The organism is Jatrophihabitans endophyticus (genome assembly GCF_900129455.1).
GTDB lineage: Bacteria > Actinomycetota > Actinomycetes > Mycobacteriales > Jatrophihabitantaceae > Jatrophihabitans > Jatrophihabitans endophyticus.
In genome coordinates this window covers 271085-291932 of record NZ_FQVU01000005.1, presented here as the reverse complement: position 1 = coordinate 291932, position 20848 = coordinate 271085, and the positions used below count along the sequence as shown (strand labels likewise).

General features: G+C 71.4%; 25 protein-coding genes and 1 pseudogene. 9 read left to right on the top strand and 17 right to left on the bottom strand.

Annotated elements, in window-relative coordinates; genetic code table 11:
• Nucleotides 1-906 carry a permease-like cell division protein FtsX gene (gene ftsX / locus BUE29_RS18080; protein WP_073391821.1) on the bottom strand — a complete coding sequence of 302 codons (906 nt, stop codon included), beginning with the start codon at nt 904-906 and terminating at the stop codon, nt 1-3.
• A 66-nt stretch (nt 907-972) separates the two neighbouring features.
• Nucleotides 973-1662 (bottom strand): cell division ATP-binding protein FtsE, encoded by a 690-nt coding sequence (gene ftsE / locus BUE29_RS18075; RefSeq protein WP_073391820.1) that lies wholly within the window; start codon nt 1660-1662, stop codon nt 973-975.
• A 123-nt stretch (nt 1663-1785) separates the two neighbouring features.
• Between ftsE and BUE29_RS18070 the strand changes: the two genes are divergently transcribed.
• From BUE29_RS18070 to BUE29_RS18060, 3 genes are read left to right on the top strand one after another with little or no spacing between them, the layout of a single operon-like run.
• Nucleotides 1786-2724 carry an ABC transporter ATP-binding protein gene (locus BUE29_RS18070; RefSeq protein ID WP_143168238.1) on the top strand — a complete coding sequence of 313 codons (939 nt, stop codon included), beginning with the start codon at nt 1786-1788 and terminating at the stop codon, nt 2722-2724.
• The gene (locus BUE29_RS18065) at nt 2725-3519 is read left to right on the top strand and encodes an ABC transporter permease (RefSeq protein ID WP_073391818.1); all 795 of its coding nucleotides are present in this window, start codon (nt 2725-2727) and stop codon (nt 3517-3519) included.
• The gene (locus tag BUE29_RS18060) at nt 3516-4337 is read left to right on the top strand and encodes an ABC transporter permease (protein ID WP_073391963.1); all 822 of its coding nucleotides are present in this window, start codon (nt 3516-3518) and stop codon (nt 4335-4337) included. The genes BUE29_RS18065 and BUE29_RS18060 overlap by 4 nt, the downstream gene beginning before the upstream one ends.
• A gap of 1 nt (nt 4338) precedes the next feature.
• Here the strand turns inward: BUE29_RS18060 and prfB are convergent, their stop codons facing one another.
• Together prfB and BUE29_RS18050 are read right to left on the bottom strand one after the other, a co-directional pair.
• Entirely contained in the window at nt 4339-5442 is a 1104-nt protein-coding gene (prfB, locus tag BUE29_RS18055; protein WP_073391817.1) for a peptide chain release factor 2, read from the bottom strand.
• 6 nt (nt 5443-5448) lie between these two features.
• Nucleotides 5449-5814, bottom strand: a complete 366-nt coding sequence (locus BUE29_RS18050; protein WP_073391816.1) for an MmcQ/YjbR family DNA-binding protein — start codon at nt 5812-5814, stop codon at nt 5449-5451.
• 126 nt (nt 5815-5940) lie between these two features.
• Between BUE29_RS18050 and BUE29_RS22605 the strand changes: the two genes are divergently transcribed.
• Nucleotides 5941-6093, top strand: coding sequence for a hypothetical protein (locus BUE29_RS22605; protein WP_159440898.1), 153 nt, complete (start codon nt 5941-5943; stop codon nt 6091-6093).
• A 21-nt stretch (nt 6094-6114) separates the two neighbouring features.
• The gene (locus tag BUE29_RS18045) at nt 6115-6921 is read left to right on the top strand and encodes an exodeoxyribonuclease III (RefSeq protein WP_073391815.1); all 807 of its coding nucleotides are present in this window, start codon (nt 6115-6117) and stop codon (nt 6919-6921) included.
• Here BUE29_RS18045 and BUE29_RS18040 read toward each other — a convergent pair.
• A complete protein-coding gene (locus BUE29_RS18040) occupies nt 6905-7453 on the bottom strand; it encodes an AAA family ATPase (RefSeq protein WP_073391814.1) in 549 nt (182 codons plus the stop codon). The genes BUE29_RS18045 and BUE29_RS18040 overlap by 17 nt on opposite strands.
• Nucleotides 7454-7562: 109 nt before the next feature.
• Here BUE29_RS18040 and BUE29_RS18035 point away from each other — a divergent pair, with 109 nt between their 5' ends.
• Together BUE29_RS18035 and BUE29_RS23525 are read left to right on the top strand one after the other, a co-directional pair.
• Complete coding sequence (locus BUE29_RS18035; protein ID WP_234971513.1) at nt 7563-8225, top strand: HNH endonuclease family protein; 663 nt, start codon at nt 7563-7565, stop codon at nt 8223-8225.
• Between the two features lie 82 nt (nt 8226-8307).
• Nucleotides 8308-8487, top strand: a pseudogene (locus BUE29_RS23525) (GNAT family N-acetyltransferase); the annotation flags it as partial.
• 19 nt (nt 8488-8506) lie between these two features.
• Here the strand turns inward: BUE29_RS23525 and BUE29_RS18030 are convergent.
• The gene (locus tag BUE29_RS18030; RefSeq protein ID WP_073391812.1) at nt 8507-9286 is read right to left on the bottom strand and encodes an MBL fold metallo-hydrolase; all 780 of its coding nucleotides are present in this window, start codon (nt 9284-9286) and stop codon (nt 8507-8509) included.
• A gap of 127 nt (nt 9287-9413) precedes the next feature.
• Here BUE29_RS18030 and BUE29_RS18025 point away from each other — a divergent pair, with 127 nt between their 5' ends.
• Together BUE29_RS18025 and BUE29_RS18020 are read left to right on the top strand one after the other, a co-directional pair.
• Nucleotides 9414-9755 (top strand): hypothetical protein, encoded by a 342-nt coding sequence (locus tag BUE29_RS18025; RefSeq protein ID WP_143168237.1) that lies wholly within the window; start codon nt 9414-9416, stop codon nt 9753-9755.
• A gap of 193 nt (nt 9756-9948) precedes the next feature.
• Complete coding sequence (locus tag BUE29_RS18020) at nt 9949-10626, top strand: hypothetical protein (protein WP_073391810.1); 678 nt, start codon at nt 9949-9951, stop codon at nt 10624-10626.
• A 138-nt stretch (nt 10627-10764) separates the two neighbouring features.
• On the opposite strand, the gene BUE29_RS18015 is transcribed toward BUE29_RS18020, so the two are convergent.
• The 11 genes from BUE29_RS18015 to BUE29_RS17965 all read right to left on the bottom strand — a co-directional run bounded on the left by BUE29_RS18015 (nt 10765) and on the right by BUE29_RS17965 (nt 20815).
• Nucleotides 10765-11199 carry a pilus assembly protein TadG-related protein gene (locus BUE29_RS18015; RefSeq protein ID WP_073391809.1) on the bottom strand — a complete coding sequence of 145 codons (435 nt, stop codon included), beginning with the start codon at nt 11197-11199 and terminating at the stop codon, nt 10765-10767.
• A complete protein-coding gene (locus BUE29_RS18010) occupies nt 11192-11689 on the bottom strand; it encodes a hypothetical protein (protein WP_084181361.1) in 498 nt (165 codons plus the stop codon). Before BUE29_RS18010 ends, BUE29_RS18015 begins: the two co-directional genes overlap by 8 nt.
• Nucleotides 11686-12093: a TadE/TadG family type IV pilus assembly protein gene (locus tag BUE29_RS18005; protein ID WP_073391808.1), complete on the bottom strand. Its 408-nt coding sequence runs from the start codon at nt 12091-12093 to the stop codon at nt 11686-11688. The genes BUE29_RS18010 and BUE29_RS18005 overlap by 4 nt, the downstream gene beginning before the upstream one ends.
• A gap of 6 nt (nt 12094-12099) precedes the next feature.
• On the bottom strand, nt 12100-12306 hold the full coding sequence (locus BUE29_RS18000) for a hypothetical protein (RefSeq protein WP_073391807.1): 207 nt from the start codon (nt 12304-12306) through the stop codon (nt 12100-12102).
• Between the two features lie 24 nt (nt 12307-12330).
• Entirely contained in the window at nt 12331-13278 is a 948-nt protein-coding gene (locus BUE29_RS17995; RefSeq protein ID WP_073391806.1) for a type II secretion system F family protein, read from the bottom strand.
• Complete coding sequence (locus tag BUE29_RS17990; RefSeq protein WP_073391805.1) at nt 13275-14135, bottom strand: type II secretion system F family protein; 861 nt, start codon at nt 14133-14135, stop codon at nt 13275-13277. The genes BUE29_RS17995 and BUE29_RS17990 overlap by 4 nt, the downstream gene beginning before the upstream one ends.
• Nucleotide 14136: 1 nt before the next feature.
• On the bottom strand, nt 14137-15432 hold the full coding sequence (locus BUE29_RS17985; RefSeq protein ID WP_084181359.1) for a TadA family conjugal transfer-associated ATPase: 1296 nt from the start codon (nt 15430-15432) through the stop codon (nt 14137-14139).
• 367 nt (nt 15433-15799) lie between these two features.
• Nucleotides 15800-16081, bottom strand: a complete 282-nt coding sequence (locus tag BUE29_RS17980) for a hypothetical protein (RefSeq protein WP_073391804.1) — start codon at nt 16079-16081, stop codon at nt 15800-15802.
• 160 nt (nt 16082-16241) lie between these two features.
• Complete coding sequence (locus BUE29_RS17975) at nt 16242-18170, bottom strand: hypothetical protein (protein ID WP_073391803.1); 1929 nt, start codon at nt 18168-18170, stop codon at nt 16242-16244.
• Nucleotides 18171-18660: 490 nt separating this feature from the next.
• The gene (locus BUE29_RS17970; protein WP_073391802.1) at nt 18661-19827 is read right to left on the bottom strand and encodes an alpha/beta hydrolase family protein; all 1167 of its coding nucleotides are present in this window, start codon (nt 19825-19827) and stop codon (nt 18661-18663) included.
• Between the two features lie 88 nt (nt 19828-19915).
• Entirely contained in the window at nt 19916-20815 is a 900-nt protein-coding gene (locus BUE29_RS17965) for a DMT family transporter (RefSeq protein ID WP_073391801.1), read from the bottom strand.
• Nucleotides 20816-20848: the final 33 nt, after the last annotated feature.

Here is a 20848-nt window from a genome sequence, read left to right as displayed (position 1 = left end):
CTACAGCTTGACGTACAGGCGCAACGTCGCGAACGCCGTCAGTGCGGCGAGCACGACCCCGCCGATGACGCTGAAGCCGGTGGCGACGAGCAGGTCGTTGGCGTCGAGGTCGGGGATGACCCCGCTCTCCACCTGCCCGGCGAAGACGCGGTTGAGCAGGAAGTACTTGCCCAGCGCCACCATGCCGAGCGACGCCAGACCGCCGATGAAGGTGGCGAACACCGTCTCGAGGATGAACGGCAGCTCGGTCATCCATCTGGAGGCACCGACCAGACGCATGATGCTGGTCTCGTTCTTGCGTTGCGCCGCCGCGACCTGGATCGTGTTCGCGATCAGCAGGATCGAGGCCACCAGGACGACCGCCGCGACGACGATCGAGGCCGTCCGCAGGCTGTCGATGATGTCGAGCAGCGTCCTGATCGCGCCGATCGGATTCGACACGTCCGACACGTTGGGTTGCTGCGCGAAGGTTCTGGCGAACGCGCTGTACTCCTTCTCGACGTCCTTCAGCTTGACGGTGAACGAGGCGGGGAACGTGCCCTGCTGCAGGAACTGCCGGCCACGCTCGGGCGCCGTCGCCCGCGCCCGCTCGAACTGCGTGGCCTCGGACACGTACTTCACCGAGGTCACGCTCGGGTAGGACTCGAGCTTGCGCTGCAGCGCGTCGGTCTCGGCGCGCGTCGTGACGCCGGTGCACGGTGCCGGACTGAACTTGCCGCAGACGTAGACCGAGATGTTGAGCTTGCCCTCGTAGGCCTCGCTGAAGCGGTCGATCTCGCGGTTGGCCAGGATGGCCGTCGCGACGAACGTCAACAGGATGACCGTGTTCAGGATGAGCGCGATGGTCATCGACAGGTTGCGACGGATCCCGTCCCAGACGCCGGTCAACACGAAGTTGGCGCGCATTACTTCCTCACTGATAGGTGCTGGCGGCGCGGTCGGTGGACGCGCGCGGGGAACGGCACGACCGCGTCAGCGGCCGACGCCGTACACGCCGCGGTTCTGGTCGCGGATGATCCGGCCGTTGTCGAGCTCGATCACCCGGCGACGCATCGCGTCGACGATGTTGTTGTCGTGGGTGGCCATCACGACCGTCGTCCCGGTGCGGTTGATGCGCTCGAGCAGGCTCATGATGCCCTGGCTCGTGTCGGGGTCGAGGTTGCCGGTGGGCTCGTCGGCCAGCAACACCAGGGGGCGGTTGACGAACGCGCGGGCGATCGCCACGCGCTGCTGCTCGCCGCCGGAGAGCTCCGTCGGCATCCGCTGCGCCTTGCCGGTGAGCCCGACGAGGTCGAGCACCTCGGGCACCGTCCGCTTGATCGACTTCGGTGACTTGGCGATGACCTCGAGCGCGAAGGCCACGTTGTCGTAGACGTTCTTCTTCGGCAGCAGCCGGAAATCCTGGAAGACGCAGCCGATGCGGCGGCGCAGCTCGGGGACCTTGCGGTTGGCGAGCCGGCCGACGTTGCGGCCGTCGACGGTGACGCGGCCGTGGGTGGCGAGCTCCTCGCGCAGCAGCAGCCGCAGCACGGTCGACTTGCCCGAGCCGGAGGCCCCGATGAGGAAGACGAACTCCCCCTTGTCGATGTCGAGGGACACCGAATCCAGGGCCGGTCTGGCGCCGGCCGGGTACACCTTGCTGACCTGTTCGAGCGAGATCACTCGCCACTCCTGCTGTGCCTGATCACGGCGACGCAGTTTACCCATCCGTTATCTGCGAACCGGCCAGGCGTGCCGAGGCCTCACAGGAAATCAGCGTCGGTCCCCATTGCTACCGTGCGGAACGTGGCCGAGCCGTTGATCAGTGCGACGGGCCTCACCAAGACCTTCGGCGACTTCACCGCCGTTGCGGGCATCGACTTCGAGGTCCACCGCGGCGAGGCGTTCGGCTTCCTCGGCCCCAACGGCGCCGGCAAGAGCTCCACCATGCGCATGGTGGCGTGCGTCGCACCGGTCACGTCGGGCACGTTGCGCATCCTCGGGCTCGATCCGGCCGCCGACGGCCCGGTCATCCGGGGCCGGCTGGGCGTCGTTCCGCAGCAGGACACCCTCGATCTCGAGCTCTCGGTCCGCGACAACCTCTACATCTACGGCCGCTACTTCGGCCTGCCGCGCCGCACGCTCGGGCCACGCATCGACGAGCTGCTCGAGTTCGCGCAGCTGGCCGATCGCGCCGGCGCGAAGGTCGAGCCACTGTCGGGCGGCATGAAGCGGCGGCTCACCATCGCCCGCTCGCTCGTGAACGAGCCGGAGATCCTGCTCCTCGACGAGCCGACCACCGGGCTGGATCCACAGGCGAGGCACATCCTGTGGGACCGCCTCTACCGGCTGCGGCACGAGGGCGTCACGCTCGTCCTGACCACGCACTACATGGACGAGGCCGAGCAGCTGTGCGACCGGCTCGTGGTCATGGACGGCGGTCGCATCGTGGCCGAGGGGTCACCCGCGTCCCTCATCGCCGCGCACTCGACGCGCGAGGTCGCCGAGCTGCGCTTCCCACCCGGCGAGAACGCGGCCGCGGCCGCCCGGCTGGCCCCGACGGTCGAGGGGCGCGACGAACGGGTCGAGGAGCTCCCCGACCGCGTCCTGCTCTACGTCCACGACGGCGAGGCCGCCCTGCGGCACGCCCACGAGCTCGGGCTCGCCCCGGCGTCGTCGCTGGTGCGGCGCAGCACGCTCGAGGACGTCTTCCTGCGCCTCACCGGCCGGACGTTGGTGGACTAGATGGCCCTCGCCGCCCCCGCCGCGGGCTCCGTGTGGATGGTCGTCGAGCTCAACGTGCGCCGGCTGCGCGGTTACTGGCGCAACGCGCTGATCATCGGCGTCTTCACCCCGGTGGCCTTCGTCCTCGCCCTCGGCGTCGGGCTGGGCACGCTCGTGAACCGCCACGGCACGGGCTCCCTCGGCGTCCCCTACCTGGTCTTCGTCGGCCCGGCACTGCTCGTCGCGTCGGCGCTGCAGATCGCGGCGTCCGACGCGAGCTTCCCGGTCATGGCCGGTTTCAAGTGGGTCCGCAACTTCCACGGGCTGGCCGCCACCCCGCTCACGCCGTCGCAGATCGCCGACGGCACGCTGCTGTGGATCACCGTGCGGCAGCTCGTGAACAGCACCGTCTACCTGGCCATCATCGCGGCGTTCGGCGGGACGCAGCGCTGGTGGGTCGTCCTGGCGGTGCCCGCCGCCGTGCTGACCGCCGTCGCGTTCGCGGCCCCCGTCATGGCCCTCGCCGCGACCGCCACCGCCGAGGGTCAGGCGTTCAACGTCCTCTTCCGTTTCGTCGTCACCCCGATGTTCCTGTTCTCCGGCACCTTCTATCCGGTCGCGCAGCTGCCCGACTGGGGCCGCTGGCTGGCCTACGTCTCGCCGCTGTGGCACGGCGTCGAGCTGGCCCGCGGCGCGGCGATCGGCCACCTCGCCGCTGCGCCGGCCGCGGTCCACGTCGGGTACCTGCTCGGCTGGCTGGTCGCCGGGATGCTGCTCGCCCGGTGGCGGTTCACGGTCCGGGTGGCGCGCGGATGACCGCCGCGCCGCCCAGGTTCGGCACCCCGCTACGGATGCTGCCGGGCAGCGTCTACGCCGGGCGGGCCCATGTCGTCCTGGAGCGGGCGTTCCGGGTCTACAGCCGCAGCTGGCTGGTGATCCTCACCGGGTTCTTCGAGCCCGTCTTCTACCTGCTCGCGCTCGGCACCGGGCTCCAAGGCCTGGTCGGCACGGTGACCGGCCCCGGCGGCCACGTCCTCGGCTACACCGCCTACATCGCCCCGGCCCTGCTCGCCTCGTCGGCCATGAACGGCGCCATCTACGACTCCACGATGAACGTGTTCTTCAAGATGAAGTTCGCCAAGCTCTACGACTCGATGCTCGCGACCTCGCTCGGCCCGCTCGACGTCGCGATCGGCGAGATCGCGTGGGCGCTGATCCGCGGCGGGCTCTACTCCTTCGGCTTCCTCGTGGTGATGGCTGCCTTCGGCCTCGTCGCGTCGTGGTGGGCGGTGCTGCTGCTGCCGGCCGCGCTGCTGATCGCGTTCGGCTTCGCCGCGGTGGGCATGGCGGCCACGACCTGGATGACCACGGTCAACCAGCTCGACCTGATCCAGCTCGCGACGCTGCCGCTGTTCCTGTTCAGCGGCACGTTCTACGGCCTGTCGGTGTACCCGAGGTGGCTGCAGCTCGTGGTCGAGTGCCTGCCACTGCACCACGGCATCGAGCTGCTCCGCTCGCTGAACGCGGGATACCTGAGCTGGGCACTGCTCGGCCACGCCGCGTACTTCGTCGTGATGGCGGGCGTGGGGTTGGCCGTGACGGCACGCCGGTTGGACGCCCTGCTGCTGCGCTGACTCAGGCGGGGGTGGTCTCCGCCGCCCGGCGCCACCGGATGCCGGCCTCGATGAAGCCGTCGATCTCGCCGTCGAGCACGGCCTGCGGATTGCCGACCTCGAAGTCGGTGCGGAGGTCCTTCACCATCTGGTACGGGTGCAGGACGTAGCTGCGCATCTGGTTACCCCAGCTGTTGCTGCCGTCCTTGAGCGCGTTCATCGCGCTCTGCTCCTCCTCACGGCGCCGTTCGAGGAGCCGCGCCTGCAGCACGTTCATCGCCGACGCGCGGTTCTGGATCTGCGAGCGCTCGTTCTGGCAGGTGACGACGATGCCGGTGGGCAGGTGCGTGATGCGCACCGCGGAGTCGGTGGTGTTGACGCCCTGACCACCCTTGCCCGAGCTGCGATAGACGTCCACGCGCAGGTCGTCGTCGGCGATCTCGACGTGGTCGGACTGCTCGACGACGGGCAGCACCTCGACCCCGACGAAGCTGGTCTGCCGACGACCCTGGTTGTCGAACGGGCTGATCCGCACGAGCCGGTGGGTGCCCTGCTCGACCGAGAGCGTGCCGTAGGCGTAGGGGGCCTTGACCTGGATCGTGGCCGACTTGATGCCGGCCTCCTCGGCGTAGCTCGTGTCGAGCGCGTCGATGGAATAGCTGTGCCGCTCGGCCCAGCGGGCGTACATGCGCAGCAGCATCTCGGCGAAGTCGGCGGCGTCGACGCCGCCGGCCTCGGCGCGGATCGTCACGAGCGCCTCGCGGGCGTCGTACTCGCCGGAGAGCAGCGTGCGGACCTCGAGCTCGTCGATCGCGCGCCGCAGCGACACGAGCTCACACTCGGCCTCGGTCCGCGAATCGGCGTCGTCCATCTCCACACCGAGGTCGTAGAGGGTCTGCGCGTCGTCGAGGCGGCGCCGGAGGTCCTCGGTGCGGCGCACCTCGCCCTGCGCGTAGGACAGCCGCGACGTCACCCGCTGGGCATTCTCGACGTCGTCCCACAGCGTCGGTTCGGCGGCCTGGGTCTCGAGGTCGGCGATCTCGCGACGCAACGCGTCGAGGTCCACGACCGCCTCGATGCTGGCGAGGGTCGCGGACAGTTCCTTCAGCTCGGCCGGGACGTCCACGACCGATCAGCCTACGCGCTCACGCAGGGCCTTCGGCGCCACGCAGCGGTAGGCGTCCCGCACGATCTCGGCGACCTCCTCCCAGTCCACGGCGGGCAGTGCGTCGGCCTCGAGGCGGACGCCGAGCCAGCCGCGACCGCCGACGTACGGCGGCCGGAAGAAGCGGGTCGGGTCCTCGGCGACCAGCTCCTGCTGGACGCCGGCCGGTGCCGGGCACCAGAAGCCGAGGTGGTCGACGCCGTGATGGTGGTCGTCCACCGACACGAACTGCGTGGTGCCGCGGACGAAGAACGACGGCGAGCCGTGGCTCGCTCGCTCCTGGACCTCGGGCAGGCCCAGGCAGATCGCACGCAACCGGTCGACCGCAGCCATGGGGACACGATGCCGCGGGGGTCGCGGGAACGGAAGCCGTCGCTGCGACGAAGCCGACACGACGTCGTACCGACGGCTTGCCCACGTCCGGTTTGTGAGGCTCTACCCACGGGTATCGAACTCGTCGTGCTGACCCTCCTCCTCGCCCTCGCGCTGATCGTCGTCGCCGTGGCCGGCGCGGAACTCACTCGCTCCGCCTGCCGCCGCCAGCTCATGACCCCGCTGATCGCCCCGATGCGCGCCGAGTCCCCCGCCGAGGTCCCCGCCGAGATCGCCTAGTCCCGCCGCGGGTCGCGTCCCGTGCGCATCGCCACCTGGAACGTCAACTCCGTCGTCGCGCGGCTGCCCAGGCTGCTCGACTGGCTCGGCACTGCCGAACCCGACATCCTCTGTCTGCAGGAACTGAAGACGTCCGCGGACGGCTTCCCCACCGACGAGCTCGCCGATCTCGGCTACGAGGCGGCGGTCCACGGCACCGGCCGCTGGAACGGGGTCGCCGTCTTGTCCCGCGTCGGCATCGCCGACGTGCGCCGCGGTCTGGTCGACGAACCCGGCTTCCAGCCGGAGGACGCGCTGCTCGAAGCCCACGAGCCGCGGGCGGTCGGCGCGTCGTGCGGGGGTGTGCGCGTCTGGTCCGTCTACGTCCCGAACGGCCGCGAGGTCGGGCATCCGCACTACGACTACAAGCTGCGCTGGCTGCAGGCGCTGCGCGCCACAGTGCAGGTCGAGCTCGCCGCCGCACCGTTCGCGGTGCTGGGCGACTTCAACATCGCCCCGACCGATGCGGACGTCTGGGACCCGGCGGCGTTCGCCACCAGCACGCACGTCACACCGCCGGAGCGGCAGGCGCTCGCGGAGCTGCGGGCGCTCGGTCTCGTCGATGTCGTCCCCCGCGCGATGAAGCACGACACGCCCTATACCTACTGGGACTACCGGGCGGGCGCCTTCCACAAGAACATGGGCATGCGCATCGACCTCGTCTACGCCTCGACCGGCCTCGCCGACTCGGTGCGCGACGCCTACGTCGACCGCGACGCCCGCAAGGGCACCGGGCCGTCCGACCATGCCCCGGTGGTCGTCGACGTCGACCTCAGCCCAGCCGGCTGAGCACCGCCGCGTACGTCTCGTCGACCTGCCCCTCGCGGGCGGGGACGATCTGCGCCGACTCGCGCGAGCCGATGACCAGGAGCAGCCGGTCGTACATGGCTTCGAGCTGCCGGACGCCACCGACCCGGTCGAGGATCTCCTGCGCGTCGAGGTGGGCCTGCTCGCGGCCGGCGGCGGTGCGCGCGAGGAACCGGTCGCGCATGACGTCCTTCGTGTCCAGCAGCACGAACTCGTGCCACTGCGCGCCGGTCGCGACGGCGACGGCCTGCAGCTCGCGCAGGTAATCGGCCCGGCCCAGGTACTGCGGGACGACCACGTCGTGACCGGCGTCGAGGTGGTTGCGCGCGACGTCGAGGGCCAGCGACCGGGCGCGCAGGCCGGCGGCGTGCGGATCGCGCTTCCAGCCCCCGAGCAGGCGACGCAGTGCGTCGATCTCGAGGTTCAGCGTCAGGGGGTTCGCGTCGACCAGGCGCTGCGCGATCGTCGACTTGCCCGCGCCCGGCGGACCGTTCAACACGATGAGACGGGGCACGGGAGAGCAGCGTAGATCCCCGCGTGTTCACCTCGGAACACTGGACTCGGCGCAGTGAATGTGGTGGTTTGGTGGCACTTGCCCGGATCCTTGGACGAAGAGGTCGCCCGTGACGCGCCTGCCCCGCACCCTGACCGCCCTGCTCGCCGCGCTCGCCGCCTTCGTCGGCCTCGCCGTCGCCGCCGGCCCGGCGAGTGCCGCCACCGTGTCGAAGCCGCTGGACACCCTGATCGACGAGCTGACCGTCTCGAACACCGCGCACAGCGGTTACGACCGCGACCTGTTCAAGACCTGGATCGACGAGGACGGCGACGGCTGCGACACCCGCGAGGAGGTTCTGCTCGCCGAGGCCACGAAGGCGCCGACCAAGGGGTCGGGGTGCACGCTGTCCGGCGGCCAGTGGAGGTCCTGGTACGACGGCGAGACCTGGACCGACAAGTCCGACGTCGACATCGACCACGTGGTGCCGCTCGGCGAGGTGTGGACGTCGGGCGGCTACGGCTGGTCGGCCTCGCGGCGCCAGGCCTATGCCAACGATCTCGGCGACGACCGCACGCTCGAGGCGGTCACCGACAACGTCAACCAGAGCAAGGGCGACCGCGACCCGGCGGAGTGGATGCCCCCGGCGGCGAGCGCGGCGTGCAAGTACGTCGAGTACTGGGTCGCGGTGAAGACGCGCTGGAACCTCACGGCCGACGCGGCGGAGGTCGACGCGCTCAACGACTACGCCGGCGACTGCGGAAACCCCACGATCTCGGTCGCTACCGTCTGACGGGCGCCCCAGGCGACGCTGCGGACGGCGCGGCTCGTGCTCGTCCCACTGGCCGACGACCACCTCGCGGACGAGATCGCCGGCCCGGGAGGGCTCGCGCGAACTCGTTCGGCACGCGTTCGACGATCTCGGGATCGAGCGCGTCTTCGCACAGACGATGGCGGTGAATGCCGCGTCCAGGGCGACGATGGCGAGCGCCGGCCTGCGCTACGTCCGCACGTTCCGCGAGCGATGGGAGCGGCCGATCCCCGGCGCCGACTAGGGCGAGGTCGAGTACGCGCTCACCCGGGAGGAGTGGCGCCGCCGGTAGCCCGCTGCCGGGCGATCGTGACCGCGGTCGCGACCGGGCCGCGGTACGCGGGGCCGTGACCGGGCAGGACGACGTCGGCACCGAGGCCGGCGAGCGCGTCGAGGGCGGCGAGCGCCTCGGTCGGTGAGTGGTCGAACATGCCGCCGAGCACGTGCGGACCGTCGACACCGGTGGCCGGATGGCCGGTGACGAGCCCGTCGCCGGTGATCACCACGCCGGCGGCCGGCAGGTGGAAGGCGCTGTGGCCGGACGTGTGACCGTGCATCGGCACCGGCACGGGACGGCCGGGCAGGTCGAGCGCGCCGTCGTCGCCGGCGGCGGGCAGCCGCCGCGCGTGGGCCACGGTGATGTCGCGGGTGGCACCGACCCGCGCGACGCGCAGCGCCCAGCCGAGCACGCCACGCCGGCCCAGGTTGCGGATCACGACGCCGGGCCCCGCCTGTTCGAGGTACTCACGGCGCGCGTGCGCGACCTCCACCTCGTCGAGGTAGACCGGCGTCCCGTACGAGGTGTGGAAGTGGTTGACCGCACCCATGTGATCGATATGCGCATGAGTGAGCAAAATAGCTCGGACGTCCTCCGGGCGCACACCGACGGCAGCCACGGAGGCCAACACCTTGGCGCGGTCACCTGCCCAGCCGGTGTCGACGAGCGTGACGTCCTTCCCCTCGCGCAGCAGGACCCAGTTCACGTCGGTGCCGCGGGCAAGGAAGACCCCGTCGGCCACCTCGGCCACCATGTCGGTGCGCATCGCCCCATCCTCGCGCATCACCGTCCCGGGGCGACCGCACCGGTCGCGACGCGCGCATAGCGCGACCCGGACACCGCGGTGGCCGCTAATCGAACTGATGTGCTCCAATCATGGCGTGGTGATGGCCGTGCGGATCAATCGGCCGCCCTTCGCCGTCACCCTGCACGCGTGGGGTCGTGCCGCCGAGGAGTGGTGGGGATGCGTCACGTGGCAGCAGCGCGTCACCACCGGCGCGGGGGACGACGACGTCCCCTTCGCCGCGTGGGTGCCGGCGGCGTCGCTGAGCCGGCCGTCGTGGACGGCCACCGAGGAGCTCCCGCGGCTCCGACTGCCGGCCGACCCGCGACAGTGGCCGGCCCCGCGCGGTTGGCCCGCCTGGTTCGCGGGGGTCTGGCGCGACGGCGAGCCGGCCTGCCCACCGGGTGTGCGGACGGTCGTGGGCGCCGGCTGGCGCCGCAAGCCGCGCTGAGCTGCAGCTCGGAACCCGCCGCTGCGGTTCGGATTTCCGCAACCACGCTGCCTCGCTCTACCGTCTGCTGCCCGGAGACCGGACAGCCGCGACGCACCTCACCGGGCCGGCCGCTCCGACAGGAAGAGGGTGACAGTTGCCGCATGCTTGCTCGAATCGGGTGGGAATCGCCGCTACCCGACGCCGGCATTCGATGATCCGCCGCCTCGTACTGTCGCTCGTCACGGCTCTGCTCGTCGCCGCATGCCGTGACGACGGCGGCGGTGGTCGCCCCACCGTCGGCTCGGCCTCTCGCAGCTCCGCGGCGTCCTCGGCTGTCGTGCTCACGCGGCAGGTGCAGGCATGGTCTGCCGCGTGCAGCTCACTCCCCCGGAACGAGGGTGCGCCGCCGATCTGCCCGGCCGACTCCCTCGGCCACACCGCGTCGCCGGTCACGCCGGTGGAGTTCTGCCGAGGCCTCTCGTCGCCGGAGCTGCGCACCGCCGTCGACGCTGACGTCTTCGGCGTGGGCAAGGGTTTCCCGACGCGGGCCGGCGTCGAGTGCACCTACGGCACCGGCAACCGGCTGACCCCGCTCGGCGCCACGCTGTCCGTCCACGTGCCGTACGCAGCGGCGTCACGCCTCCCGCTCGCGGACCAGTTCTGCGAGGACCTGGGCACCAGCCGGTGTCGCGAGCGGACCGATGGGTCGGCCCGGGACCCGCTGCAGGTCTCGCTCGCCGGCGGCACCCCGGTGGCAAGGATCGGCAGCGCGACCCCGCGTGCATGGGTCCAAGTGTCGGCTGCGATGGCGACCGACGACCTGAGCGGCCGTACCGCGCAGGCGATGTTCATCGACGCGGCACGTCGACTCGCCGTCCCGGCTCCGTGACGGTGCGATCCGAAGGGCCCTACCGGGCGGGGTGACCGGCGCGCCAGCGTTCGGGCGCGACGCGCCGGCCACGCCGTCCAGCCTGCAATGATCTTGAAACCGGGCCGGCCCTCGTCTCAGTCCTTCCCCAGCTCACTATCAGCCGACGACCGCGGCCCGGGCCGTCGACACCGCGGTGTGGCGGACGTCGGCCCGGCCGAAAAGCCGGCCGAAGGCCAGCGGCAGGGTCTGCTCGCAGCGCAGCGTGACGCGGGTGCGATCGGCCGAGAGCCCGGCCCGCGCCCGGACGCCGTGACGCGACGGGTCGCGCGCGAGGTACCGCTCGACCTCCGCGTCGACATCGGTGAAGCGCAGCGAGTCGCGGGCGCCGAGGTCGGCGTCGCGGTCGAGGTCGCCCCCGCTCGCGGCCGCGGCCACCGCCGCACCGTCGCAGACCGACTGCAGGTCGCGCTGCTGGACGAACGCCTGCCCGAGCGCGATCGAGCCGGCGACCACGGCCAGGGCGAGGAGGAAGAAGCCCAGGACGAGGGGGATCGTCGACCCACGGTCACCGCGGTCGCTGCCGTCAGCCATCGGCGGTCTCGCGGAAGTCGTCGACGTGCACGACGTACCGGCCCACGCAGCGGATGCCCCGACCGGCCAGCACGGACGGGATTCCCGGCAGCTCCGCGCGCGTGGTCACGCAGACCGCGAACTGCGCTGACGGTCGCAGCGACGGGACGACGCGCGCGCTGTCGCAGCCGGCGTCCGCGCCGACGAAGCGGACGTCCGCACCGTCCGGGGGGACACCCTGGTCGGTGAGCGCCAACCGCACCGCGGCCCGCACGCGTCGTTGCGCCTCGGCCGCGGTGGCGCTGGTCGCATAGGCGCGGCCGGCGTCGCGCGCCGCGGTCGTGACGGCCAGGTTCGTGCGCTGCGCCGTGGCCACGGCGGCGATCAGGTAGACCAACGGCACCATGACGACCACGGCCACGAAGACGTACTCCACGATGGCGCTGCCGACGTCGTCGATCGAACGCCGTCGCCACCGCGCCGTCAGCGCCGCCACCGCGCCGACCGTCATCGGTGCTCTCGCAGCGCCCGCGACGTGACGTCGACCGACAGCGGCAACCCCAACGGCGTGAAGAGCAACCGCACCCGGCCCCGACAGCGCACGGTGACGGTCGCCAACCCCGACGGCACGTCCCGCGACAGTGCGGCGCTGCAGTCGATCGCGTCCGCGTCCGCGGCGTCCAGGCCCTGATGGATCAGCCGTTCCGCCCGCCCCACACCGGCTCGCGGGGCGACGCCCTCGGCGGCCGCGTACCGCGCGGCGTCCGCGACGGACGACGACGCCACGTTGCGGGCATAGAAGTAGACGGCGACCTGCAACACGGCGAACAGCAGCATCAGCAACAGCACCGCGATCATGACGAACTCGACGACGGCGGCACCCGCGTCGTCACCCCTGAACCGGGCCGTCCGCATCCGCGACTACTTGTCGCCGCCGCTGACCGAGTCGATGATCCCGGACAGCGCCCGCTTGATCTGCGGCTGGAAGATCCCCAGGATCGCAACGACCAGGATCGCCGTCATCACCGTGACCATCACCCACCCCGGGACGTCGCCGCGATCGCGGTCCTCACGCAGTTGCGCCAGCGAGAGCAACAACCATGCGGTCACCCGGTGCACCAGTCTCATGGGCCCTCCTCTTCTCGTCCGGCCTCAGCGGGCCAGCGACGTCAACGTCAGCAGGCCGGGGAACAGCGCGAACAGCACCGTCACCGGCAGGATCAGGAAGACCACCGGCGCCATCATCGAGATCTCCTTGCGGCCACCGGCCTCCAGCAGCGCCCGCTTGCCGACCTCGCGGACGTCGACGGCCTGCGCCCGCAGCACGTCCGCGAGCGGCGTCCCGCGTTCGATGGCGACGACGAGGCCCTGCAGGAAACGGGCGAAGGACTCGAGCGTCGTCTCGTCGGCGAGACCGCCGAGCGCGGCCGCCACGGGCTTGCCGGCACGTGCTCGGTCGAGCGCGCGCCGCAGGTCGCGGGCCAGCTCGCCACCGGTGAGCCGGCAGACGCGTTCGAGGGCCTCGACCGGCGACTCACCGGCCACCACCGACAGCGCGAGCAGATCGGCCACCACCGGGAACTCCGAGAGCATCGCCTGCTCCCGTCGTTCCAGCTGCCGCGACAGCCACCAGTCCCGGCCGAGCGCGCCCGCCAGCAAACCGCCGATCGCGGCCAGCAGGATCAGCAACGGTTCGGGGCGGCCGCGCAGCAGCGTGCCGCCGCCGACCGACCCCGCCGCCGCCACCGCGCCCACGGCGGCCCAGAGCACCTGTTCGATGCGGAAGTCCTCGACCGTCATCGACGAGCCCAACCCGGCGAGCCGGCGTCGTACCGCCGACCGGCCACCCAGGACGCGATCGAGGACGCCGACCGCCTCGCCGAGCACGGGTCCGAAGAGCCGGCGCACGACGACGAAGGGCGCAGCGGTCGCCTCGGGCCGGGCCAGCAGCCGCGACGGCGGTGGCGTGTCGCCGAGGTACGGCGCGATGCGGTCGGCGAGACGGACCGGTCGCATGGGCGGCGACGCGCGGACCGCGACGACGACCCCGAGACCCGCGAGCAGGCCGAGTACGGCACCGGTCCACCACGACGCGGTCATCGCAGCACCCGCCGTTCCTCGGGCAACTTGCCGATGTGCAGCATGACCCGGTAGGCGACGGCGCACACCGCGGCGCCGATCGCGAGCAGTAGCGTGCCACCGGGGCTGTCGTAGGCATGCAAAGTCTCGGACTGCGTTCCCAGCAGGAGCAGCACGACCCAGGGTGCGGCCACGGCCAGCCGCGCCGCGTTGACCACCCAGCCCTGCCGCGTCTCGAGCTCCGCCCGGGTTCGCGCGTCTGCGCGCAAAAGCTCGGAAAGCGTACGCAGCACGGTGCCCAGATCGCTGCCGCCGACCTCGCGGGCCACGCGCATGGTCTCGCACACGCGATCGCCGACGGGGTCGCTCAGGTCGTCCTTGAGCGCGTCCAGGCAGTCGCCGAAGCGGCCGGTCGCGCGGTAGGACGCGGCGAACCGCGCGAAGGGCGGCCGCAGTTCGGCCGGGCCGCGGACGGCCAGCGCCGAGAGGCCCTCCGGCAGCGACATGCCCGCACGCACCGCCGACGCGAGGTTGTCGATGGCCTCGGGCCACAGCTCGCGGAGCACCGTCTGCCGGCGCTTGCGCAAACGTCGCACCACGAGCACGGGCAACGCGAAGCCGAACGCACCGAAGCACGCGGCGACGGAGACGGTGGCGGTCAGCGCCACCACGAGGACGAAGGCGATAAGGGCGGCGAGGACCTGCGCAGCCGCGAGCTGGGCCGGCCCGACGCCCTCGATCCCCGCCTGGCGCAGCATGTCTCGGCGCCGCACCGCCCACGTCGGCGACCCCGTGCCGGTCCGGACCGGGGCGCGTGGCCCGCTGCGCCAGATCAGCAGGATGCCGAGGCCGCCCAGCAGACCGATCAGCGCGCCCACGTCAGCGCCCCGCCGTCGAGGCCGCCGGGGCGGTCGCCGGAGTCGCCGGTGTGGTGGCGGCGGGGTCGATTCCCTGGCCGAGCGCCCGCACGAGGTCGATGCCGGCCGCCGCGTAACGCTCGGCGTGGGGCGGGTAGCCGTCGGCACGCTCGAGGCGGCCGCGCCGCGTGCCGAAGATCTCGGCCGTCTCGATCACATCCCCCTCGACCCGACCGGTGACGCCGACGATCTCGCGCACCCGCCGCTGACCCGACGCCTCGAGACCCAGGTGCACGACGAGGTCGACGCTCGCCGCGACCGTCGGCACGACGAAGGCCGCCGACACGTTCTCGCCGGCGAGCAGCGGCAGCGTGCACATCTTGACCAGGGCCTCGCGCGCCGAGTTGGCGTGCAGCGTGCACATGCCGGGCAGCCCGCTGTTGAGCGCGATCAGCAGGTCGAGGCACTCCTCCTGACGTACCTCGCCGACGATGAGTCGGGACGGCCGCATGCGCAGTGCTTCCTTGACCAGCCGGCGCAGCGGGATCTCGCCCGTTCCCTCGAGATTTGCCTGCCTTGTCTGCATCGCGACGACGTCGGGCAGGCCGAGGTTGAGCTCGAACACCTCCTCGACCGTCACGATCCGCTCGCGCGCCGGGACCGCGCCGCAGAGGGCGTTCAACATCGTCGTCTTGCCCGCCTGCGTCCCGCCCGCGACCAGGATGTTCAGCCCCGCAGCCACGGATGCGTCGAGGAAACGCGCGGCCTGCCCGGTGACCGACCCGACGCGCACCAACTCGTCGAGGCTGCGCAGGCCCACCGCGAACTTGCGGATGTTCACCGCCATGTGGCGGCGGGTGATGGTCGGGATGACGACGTGCAACCGGGAGCCGTCGGGCAGCATGGCGTCGACGAAGGGCGTGCTCAGGTCGATGCGCCGCCCGGTGGGGCGCAGCATGCGCTCGACGAGTTCGGCGACCTGGTCGGCGGTGAGGATGACGGTCGTCAGCTCGGAGCGGCCGCGCCGCGCCACGAAGACCCGCCCCGGCTCGTTGATCCAGATCTCCTCGATGCCCGAGTCGTCGAGCAGGGGCTGCAGTGGGCCGAACCCGGCGACGGCGTCCAGAACCGCCCGACCGGCGAGGGTCGCGTCGCCCATCGGCGGCAGCGACGAGGTGATCGAGCGATCGTGGTAGTCGTTGAGGACCTCGTCGACCAGCCGGGCGACGGCCTCGGGCTCGGCGATCGGGTCGATCCCACGGCGACGCACGAGCTCGCGGACCTCGTCCTCGACGATCGCGTGCGCCGTCGCCGCCATGACCACCCTCCCCGCGCCCGAAGCCCCTGTCCAGCGAACGAACTGTAGGACAGATCCGGACATTTCGGGAGTTGGAGGATCGAGCCTGTGGACAACTCGGAACGGGTGGTGTCGCTGAGACGGATGAGGCGCAGCGAAGGCTCGCGCTCGTTCGTCGGCTCGCTCTACCGCGAGCCGAGCGTCCGGAGCCGGCGAGGTGGCCGCGCCGGCGCGCTGTCCTCCTGCGATGCCGGCTCGACGACCGAGTCGAGCTCGGGACCGCGTCCGACCCGAAGACGTACCTGATGTCGAGGCCGCGAGAGAGTGCGTGACCGGTCGTCGCGAGGAAGGTCGCCGGCGCGCGCCCGCCGCTCGTCAGTGCGACGCGCTAACGCTTGTTCAGGAAATGGCACTCGGTGACGTCGGCTCGCGTCAGCCTCGGTCCGTACTCGATGCGCGTGATCGGGTGCGCGCCGTCGAAGTGCGGCGCGTCGCTCGACTTGACGTGCACGGTGATGTCCTTGTCGAAGCCCTCTCCGGGCGCCCGGACGTCCACGATGGTGAACACGGCCATGCCGCCGTCTCCGGTCCCCCGCACGATCTTGTCGTGCTCGAGCCCGTGCATGCTCGCGTTCTTGTCGAGGAACAACATGAAGTGCTTGACCGCCACTGCGACCCGCCTCCGACACTCGCTGGGATGTGACCACAGCATCGCGACCGGTGGCTGTGCCTCGCATCGTCAGAATTGACGAGGGGGCGGCGGCGGGACGGCGAAGAGCCGGGTCACCGTGCGGTGACCCGGCCCCTGCCGTGCCGGTTGTTCCGGCCGATCAGCCGACGGTCAGCGTGACCGCTCCGGTGTAGGTGGCACCGGGCACGAGGACGGTCTTCACGCCGTCGACCCGCAGCGTCAGGTGCTTGCCCGCGGGTGCGGTGACCCGGCCGTTGGCGGCCACGGTCAGCTTCGAGAGGTACGACGTGCCGGTGACGGTCCAGCGCGAGTCGTTGCCGACGGTCACGACCACACCGTTGTTGACCACCGGCGAGACCGTGTTCGTCACCTCACCGAGCTGCTCGTAGTCCGCGGCGGCGATGGTGTCCTGGTGGTGCCGGGTGGTCGACGCGGAGACGACACCTCGCAGGCTGGCGTTGTTCAGCGTCAGCACCAGGTTCTTGCCGGCGACGCCCGCGCCCGGGCCCGGTGCCGTGCTCGTCGAGCCGCCGCGCATGCCGTTGTAGAAGTCGCCCTTCAGCGCGATGTCGGCGAACGTCGTCGTCGCGTCGGCGTCGTGGGCGACGGTGGTGTCGAAGCTGTCCACCTTCGTCGGTGCGGTCGTGGGCTCGTGGTAGACGCCGGTGTTGAGCAGCTTGCCGTTCACCATCTGCGGGCCCGGGTCGTCGTCCTCCATCAGCTGCAGCAGCACGCCGTTGGCCGGGTTCAGTCGCGCGCCGGACGAGCCGTCGACGTCGACGCCGATCTGCTGGCCCTTGTCGAGGAACGTCGCCTCCTTCGTGTTCACCACGGTGCCGCCGTCGATGGCGACGGTGCCGGCGCCGTGCCACATCATCCCGAAGCGGCGGGAGTTGATGACGGTGTTGCGTCGCGGGATCGCCCGCAGCTCGCGGCTGGTCAGCCCGAGATCCAGGCTGGTGTTCAGCGCGGCCACGGCCGACCGCGTGCTGTCGCCGTAGTGGACGGCGCCACCGCGGTTGATGAGCGCGTACGTCGCGACGTTCTCGCGCGTGCCGAGGAAGCGCTCGGTGGCGTTGCCGATGGCGTAGGAGCCGTAACCGTCCGCACCCGTGATCGCCAGGTCACTGTTGATCGAGGTCAGCTGGCCGTCCTGCCCGTTGTCGGTCGAGAGCACGCCCCAGCCGGTCGAGGAGACCTTGTCGTTGAGGTACGTCGCCTTGGTGTTCGTCCCGAGCAGGTTGGTGGCCCGCACGTTCCCGGACAGGCTCAGCATCCACGGCACCTGCTCCATCAAAGAGGTGTCGACGGTGGGTTGGTAGCCGGCCGGGAGCGTCCCGTCGTGGGTGGCGATGCGCGAGTTCTTCACGACGACGTTGCTGCCACCGGCGGCGACGACCCCCGCGCGGACCGTGCCGGTGTTGTCGATGTCGGCCTTGTCGACGACGAGGCGTGCGCCGTTGGTTCCCATCACGGATGCGCCGTACCCGGCGAAGTCCGACCGGCCGTTGCCGGTGAACTTGATGGTCGGGTGCTGCAGTGCGTACGACCCACCCGAGACATACACGCCGTTGAACGCTTCACCCGTCGACACCAGGCGGACGTTCCTGGCCACCGTGTCGGAGACGCGGCCGCGGCGCACCGCGGCCAGCACCGACTTCGTGTTCACCACACCCGTCGAGTCCACGTACAGCGCCTGCCGGAACGGATAGGTCAGCCCGCTGTCGGTGACGGGATTCTGCGCGGTGACGGTGAGGACGACGTCCCCGGTGTACGTGCCGGCGGTGAAGACCGTGTCGACCGCGCCGGCCGTCGGGATGACCTGGCCGGTCTCGACGCCGTCGACGGTGAGCGTGACGTCGTAGCCGTCGGGCGCGGTGATCGCACCGTCGGCCTCGACGGTGAGCCGGTGCAGCTGCGTCGTCCGCGCCACCGTCCACGTCTCGCCCGACTGCACGTCGACGCTGCCGCCGCGCGCCGCGGCGGTCGGGATACCGATGGCGCCGGTACCGGCGCTGCACAGCACGGCCAACAAAGCGGCGGCGGAACGTCTCCGGGTCACCGTCATCGGTGACCTCCTCCGGCGAGCCTGGGGCATGGGACCTCCTGCGGTTGCGACGGGGCACGCCGGTCGGCGTAGCAGGAGTGAACAGCGCGACGAAACGTGGCGGAAATAGCGGCACCGCATGGCTGGGATAAGCGACGCCCCGTTCGACACACGTAGGCGCACGGTTCAGCCGGGGTTCCGGCCGACGAAGAACTCGCGGAACGGGTCGGTGGTCGGGTCGAGGCCGGCGTCGACGAGGCCCTTGCGCAGGGCGTTCATCTGCGGATCGTGGATTCGCTGCGTCGGTCGCCGCCGGGGACGCCGCCGAACGTTCGCAGCCAGCCGTGGTCACCGCGGGCCATGCGGCGGGGCGGGAAACGTGCCACAGCGGCGTCCGCCCCGTACGCGGCCCGCAGCGCGCCGACGGCGCTGCGCCGGTCGAAGACCGAGCGCACCGTCGCGTCGTCGAGCACGAGGGTCGTCGAGCACGAGGGTCGTCGGCGGCCCGCGGTCAGGCCGACGGGGCCGCGTCGAGCTCGGCCAGCGTGTCCTCGACCCAGTCGGCGATGTAGGCGTTGATATGCGGCATATGGTCGAGGCCGACGTGCTCCGCCGCGCCCTCCTCGGCGGTGAATATCCGCAGCTCGCGCTTGCTGGAGTTGATCGCCTGGTCGTAGGACCGGTGCGCGTAGGCGACCGAGATCTGCCGGTCGTTGGCGCCGTGGGCGATGAGGAAGGGGCAGGTGATCTTCTCGACCACCCCGTCGAGGGTGATGCCCTCGGCGTACTCGACGAACTTCTCGACGTCGTCGAAACCCCACACCCACAGCACGTGCGCCCAGTAGTGCGGCACGGGGTTCGCGCCCTCGCGTTGCAGCCGCTTCTTCTGCACCTCGCCCCAGTTGTGGTTCGCGCCCCAGACAGCGACGAACTTGATGCGCTTCTCGAACGCGGCCGCCCGCGGCGCGTAGTAGCCGCCCAGCGACTGCGCGGCAAGGCCGATCCGCTCGGGGTCCACGTCGTCGCGCGTCTCGAGGTAGTCGACGCAGGCCGTGGCCCAGTCCTCGGTCTCGATGCGTGCCTTCAGGTCGCCGAAGCGCAGGGTCTCGCCCGAGCCCGGGCAGTCGACCATCAGCACCGAGACCCCGCGCGCCCGCATCTCGGCCGGCCAGCCCGAGCAGTAGAGGTGCTCCTTGGTGGAGTCCAGCCCGTTCCACATGATCACGCAGGGCCGAGGTTCGCCGTCGGTGCTGGCATTCGAGAAGTACGCCGGCAGGGTGGTGCCCTCGAACGGCACCGCGACCCGGGACGTCGCCGGGTCGGCGAGCTCGAAGACCTTCGCGAACGCGTCCAGCGCCTGTCGGTAGTACTCCCGGCGTCCCGGGTCGGTGTTGCTCAGCAGCCGTTCGGACTGGCAGACGTAGAGGCCGGCGCGGTACCACTCCTGACCGGCGGTGCGGCGGTGCCCCGCGGCCTCCGAGGCCCGGGCCTGCTCGGCGACCTGATCGGCGACCGCCTTCCACGACCGCATGTAGAGCGCGCTGCCCGAGTCGACGTCGGTGGCGTCACGGGCCGGCCGACAGGCGCGGTCCACCTCGTCGATGGCACCGCCGTTGTTCAACGTGGCGCACACGCCGAGATTCCAGACGTACTTGGGCCCGCTGAAGTACTCGAACATGACCCGACTGTGCCGCCGCCCCGTCCAGGTCGGAAGTCCGCGGTTGTGATGGCGGGCATAGCCGCGCCCGATCGCTCGCGCGGGACGGTCAGCGCGGCTCGTGCCTGCCGGGCCGAGGTCGACCGATCTGCCGGGCCCCACCCCGCGACGTCACCGTGGTGACGATGGCGCCGAGCACGAGCCCGGCGCCGACGACCTGCCATGGGCCGAGGGTCTCGCCGGCCAGGACGACGCCGAGGGCGATGCCGGTCGCCGGGTTGAGCAGGCCGATCAGCCCGACGTTGCCGGCGGTCGACCGTGACAGGCCGAAGAACCAGCAGCAGAAGGCGCCGGCGGTCGCGACGACGCTGACGTAGGTGACCGCGACGATGCCGACCGGACCGAGACGAGGTGGCGTCCCTTCGACGAGCGCGGCGGCCACGAGCAGCAGCAGGCCGCCCGCGAGGAGTTGCCAGCAGGTGGACGCGAGCAGCGGGAGGTCACCGCGCCATCTCGTCGACAACACCGAGCCGCCCGCGGAGAGCAGCAGCGCGCCCACCGAGGCGGCAACCCCGCGCGCGTCGATCCCGCTGGTCGGGAGCCCCACGAGCAGGGCCACGCCGACCACGCCCGTCACGGCCGCGAGGAAGAACCGGGCGTCCAGTCGTTGCCCGAGCAGCACGAAGGCGAACCCGCCGAGCGCGAGCGGGGCGAGAGCCATCACGGACGCCGCCACCGACGAGGGCAGCAGCTGGGCAGCGACGTAGACGAGGACGAAGAACGCCGCGAAGTTGATCGCGCCGAGGACGAACGAGCGCCACCACCAGCTTTCCTGCGGCAGCCGCCGACACAACGCGAGCAGCAGCAGCCCGGCCGGCAGCGCGCGGAGCGTCGCGCCCCACAGTGGCGCGTCCATGGGCAGGAGGTGGCGCGTGACGACGTAGGTCGACCCCCACGAGATCGGCGCGACGGCGGTCACCGCCGTGACGCGCAACGAGCTGGCTTCCATGGAAGCCAGTGTAGCTTCCGTGGAAGCTATACT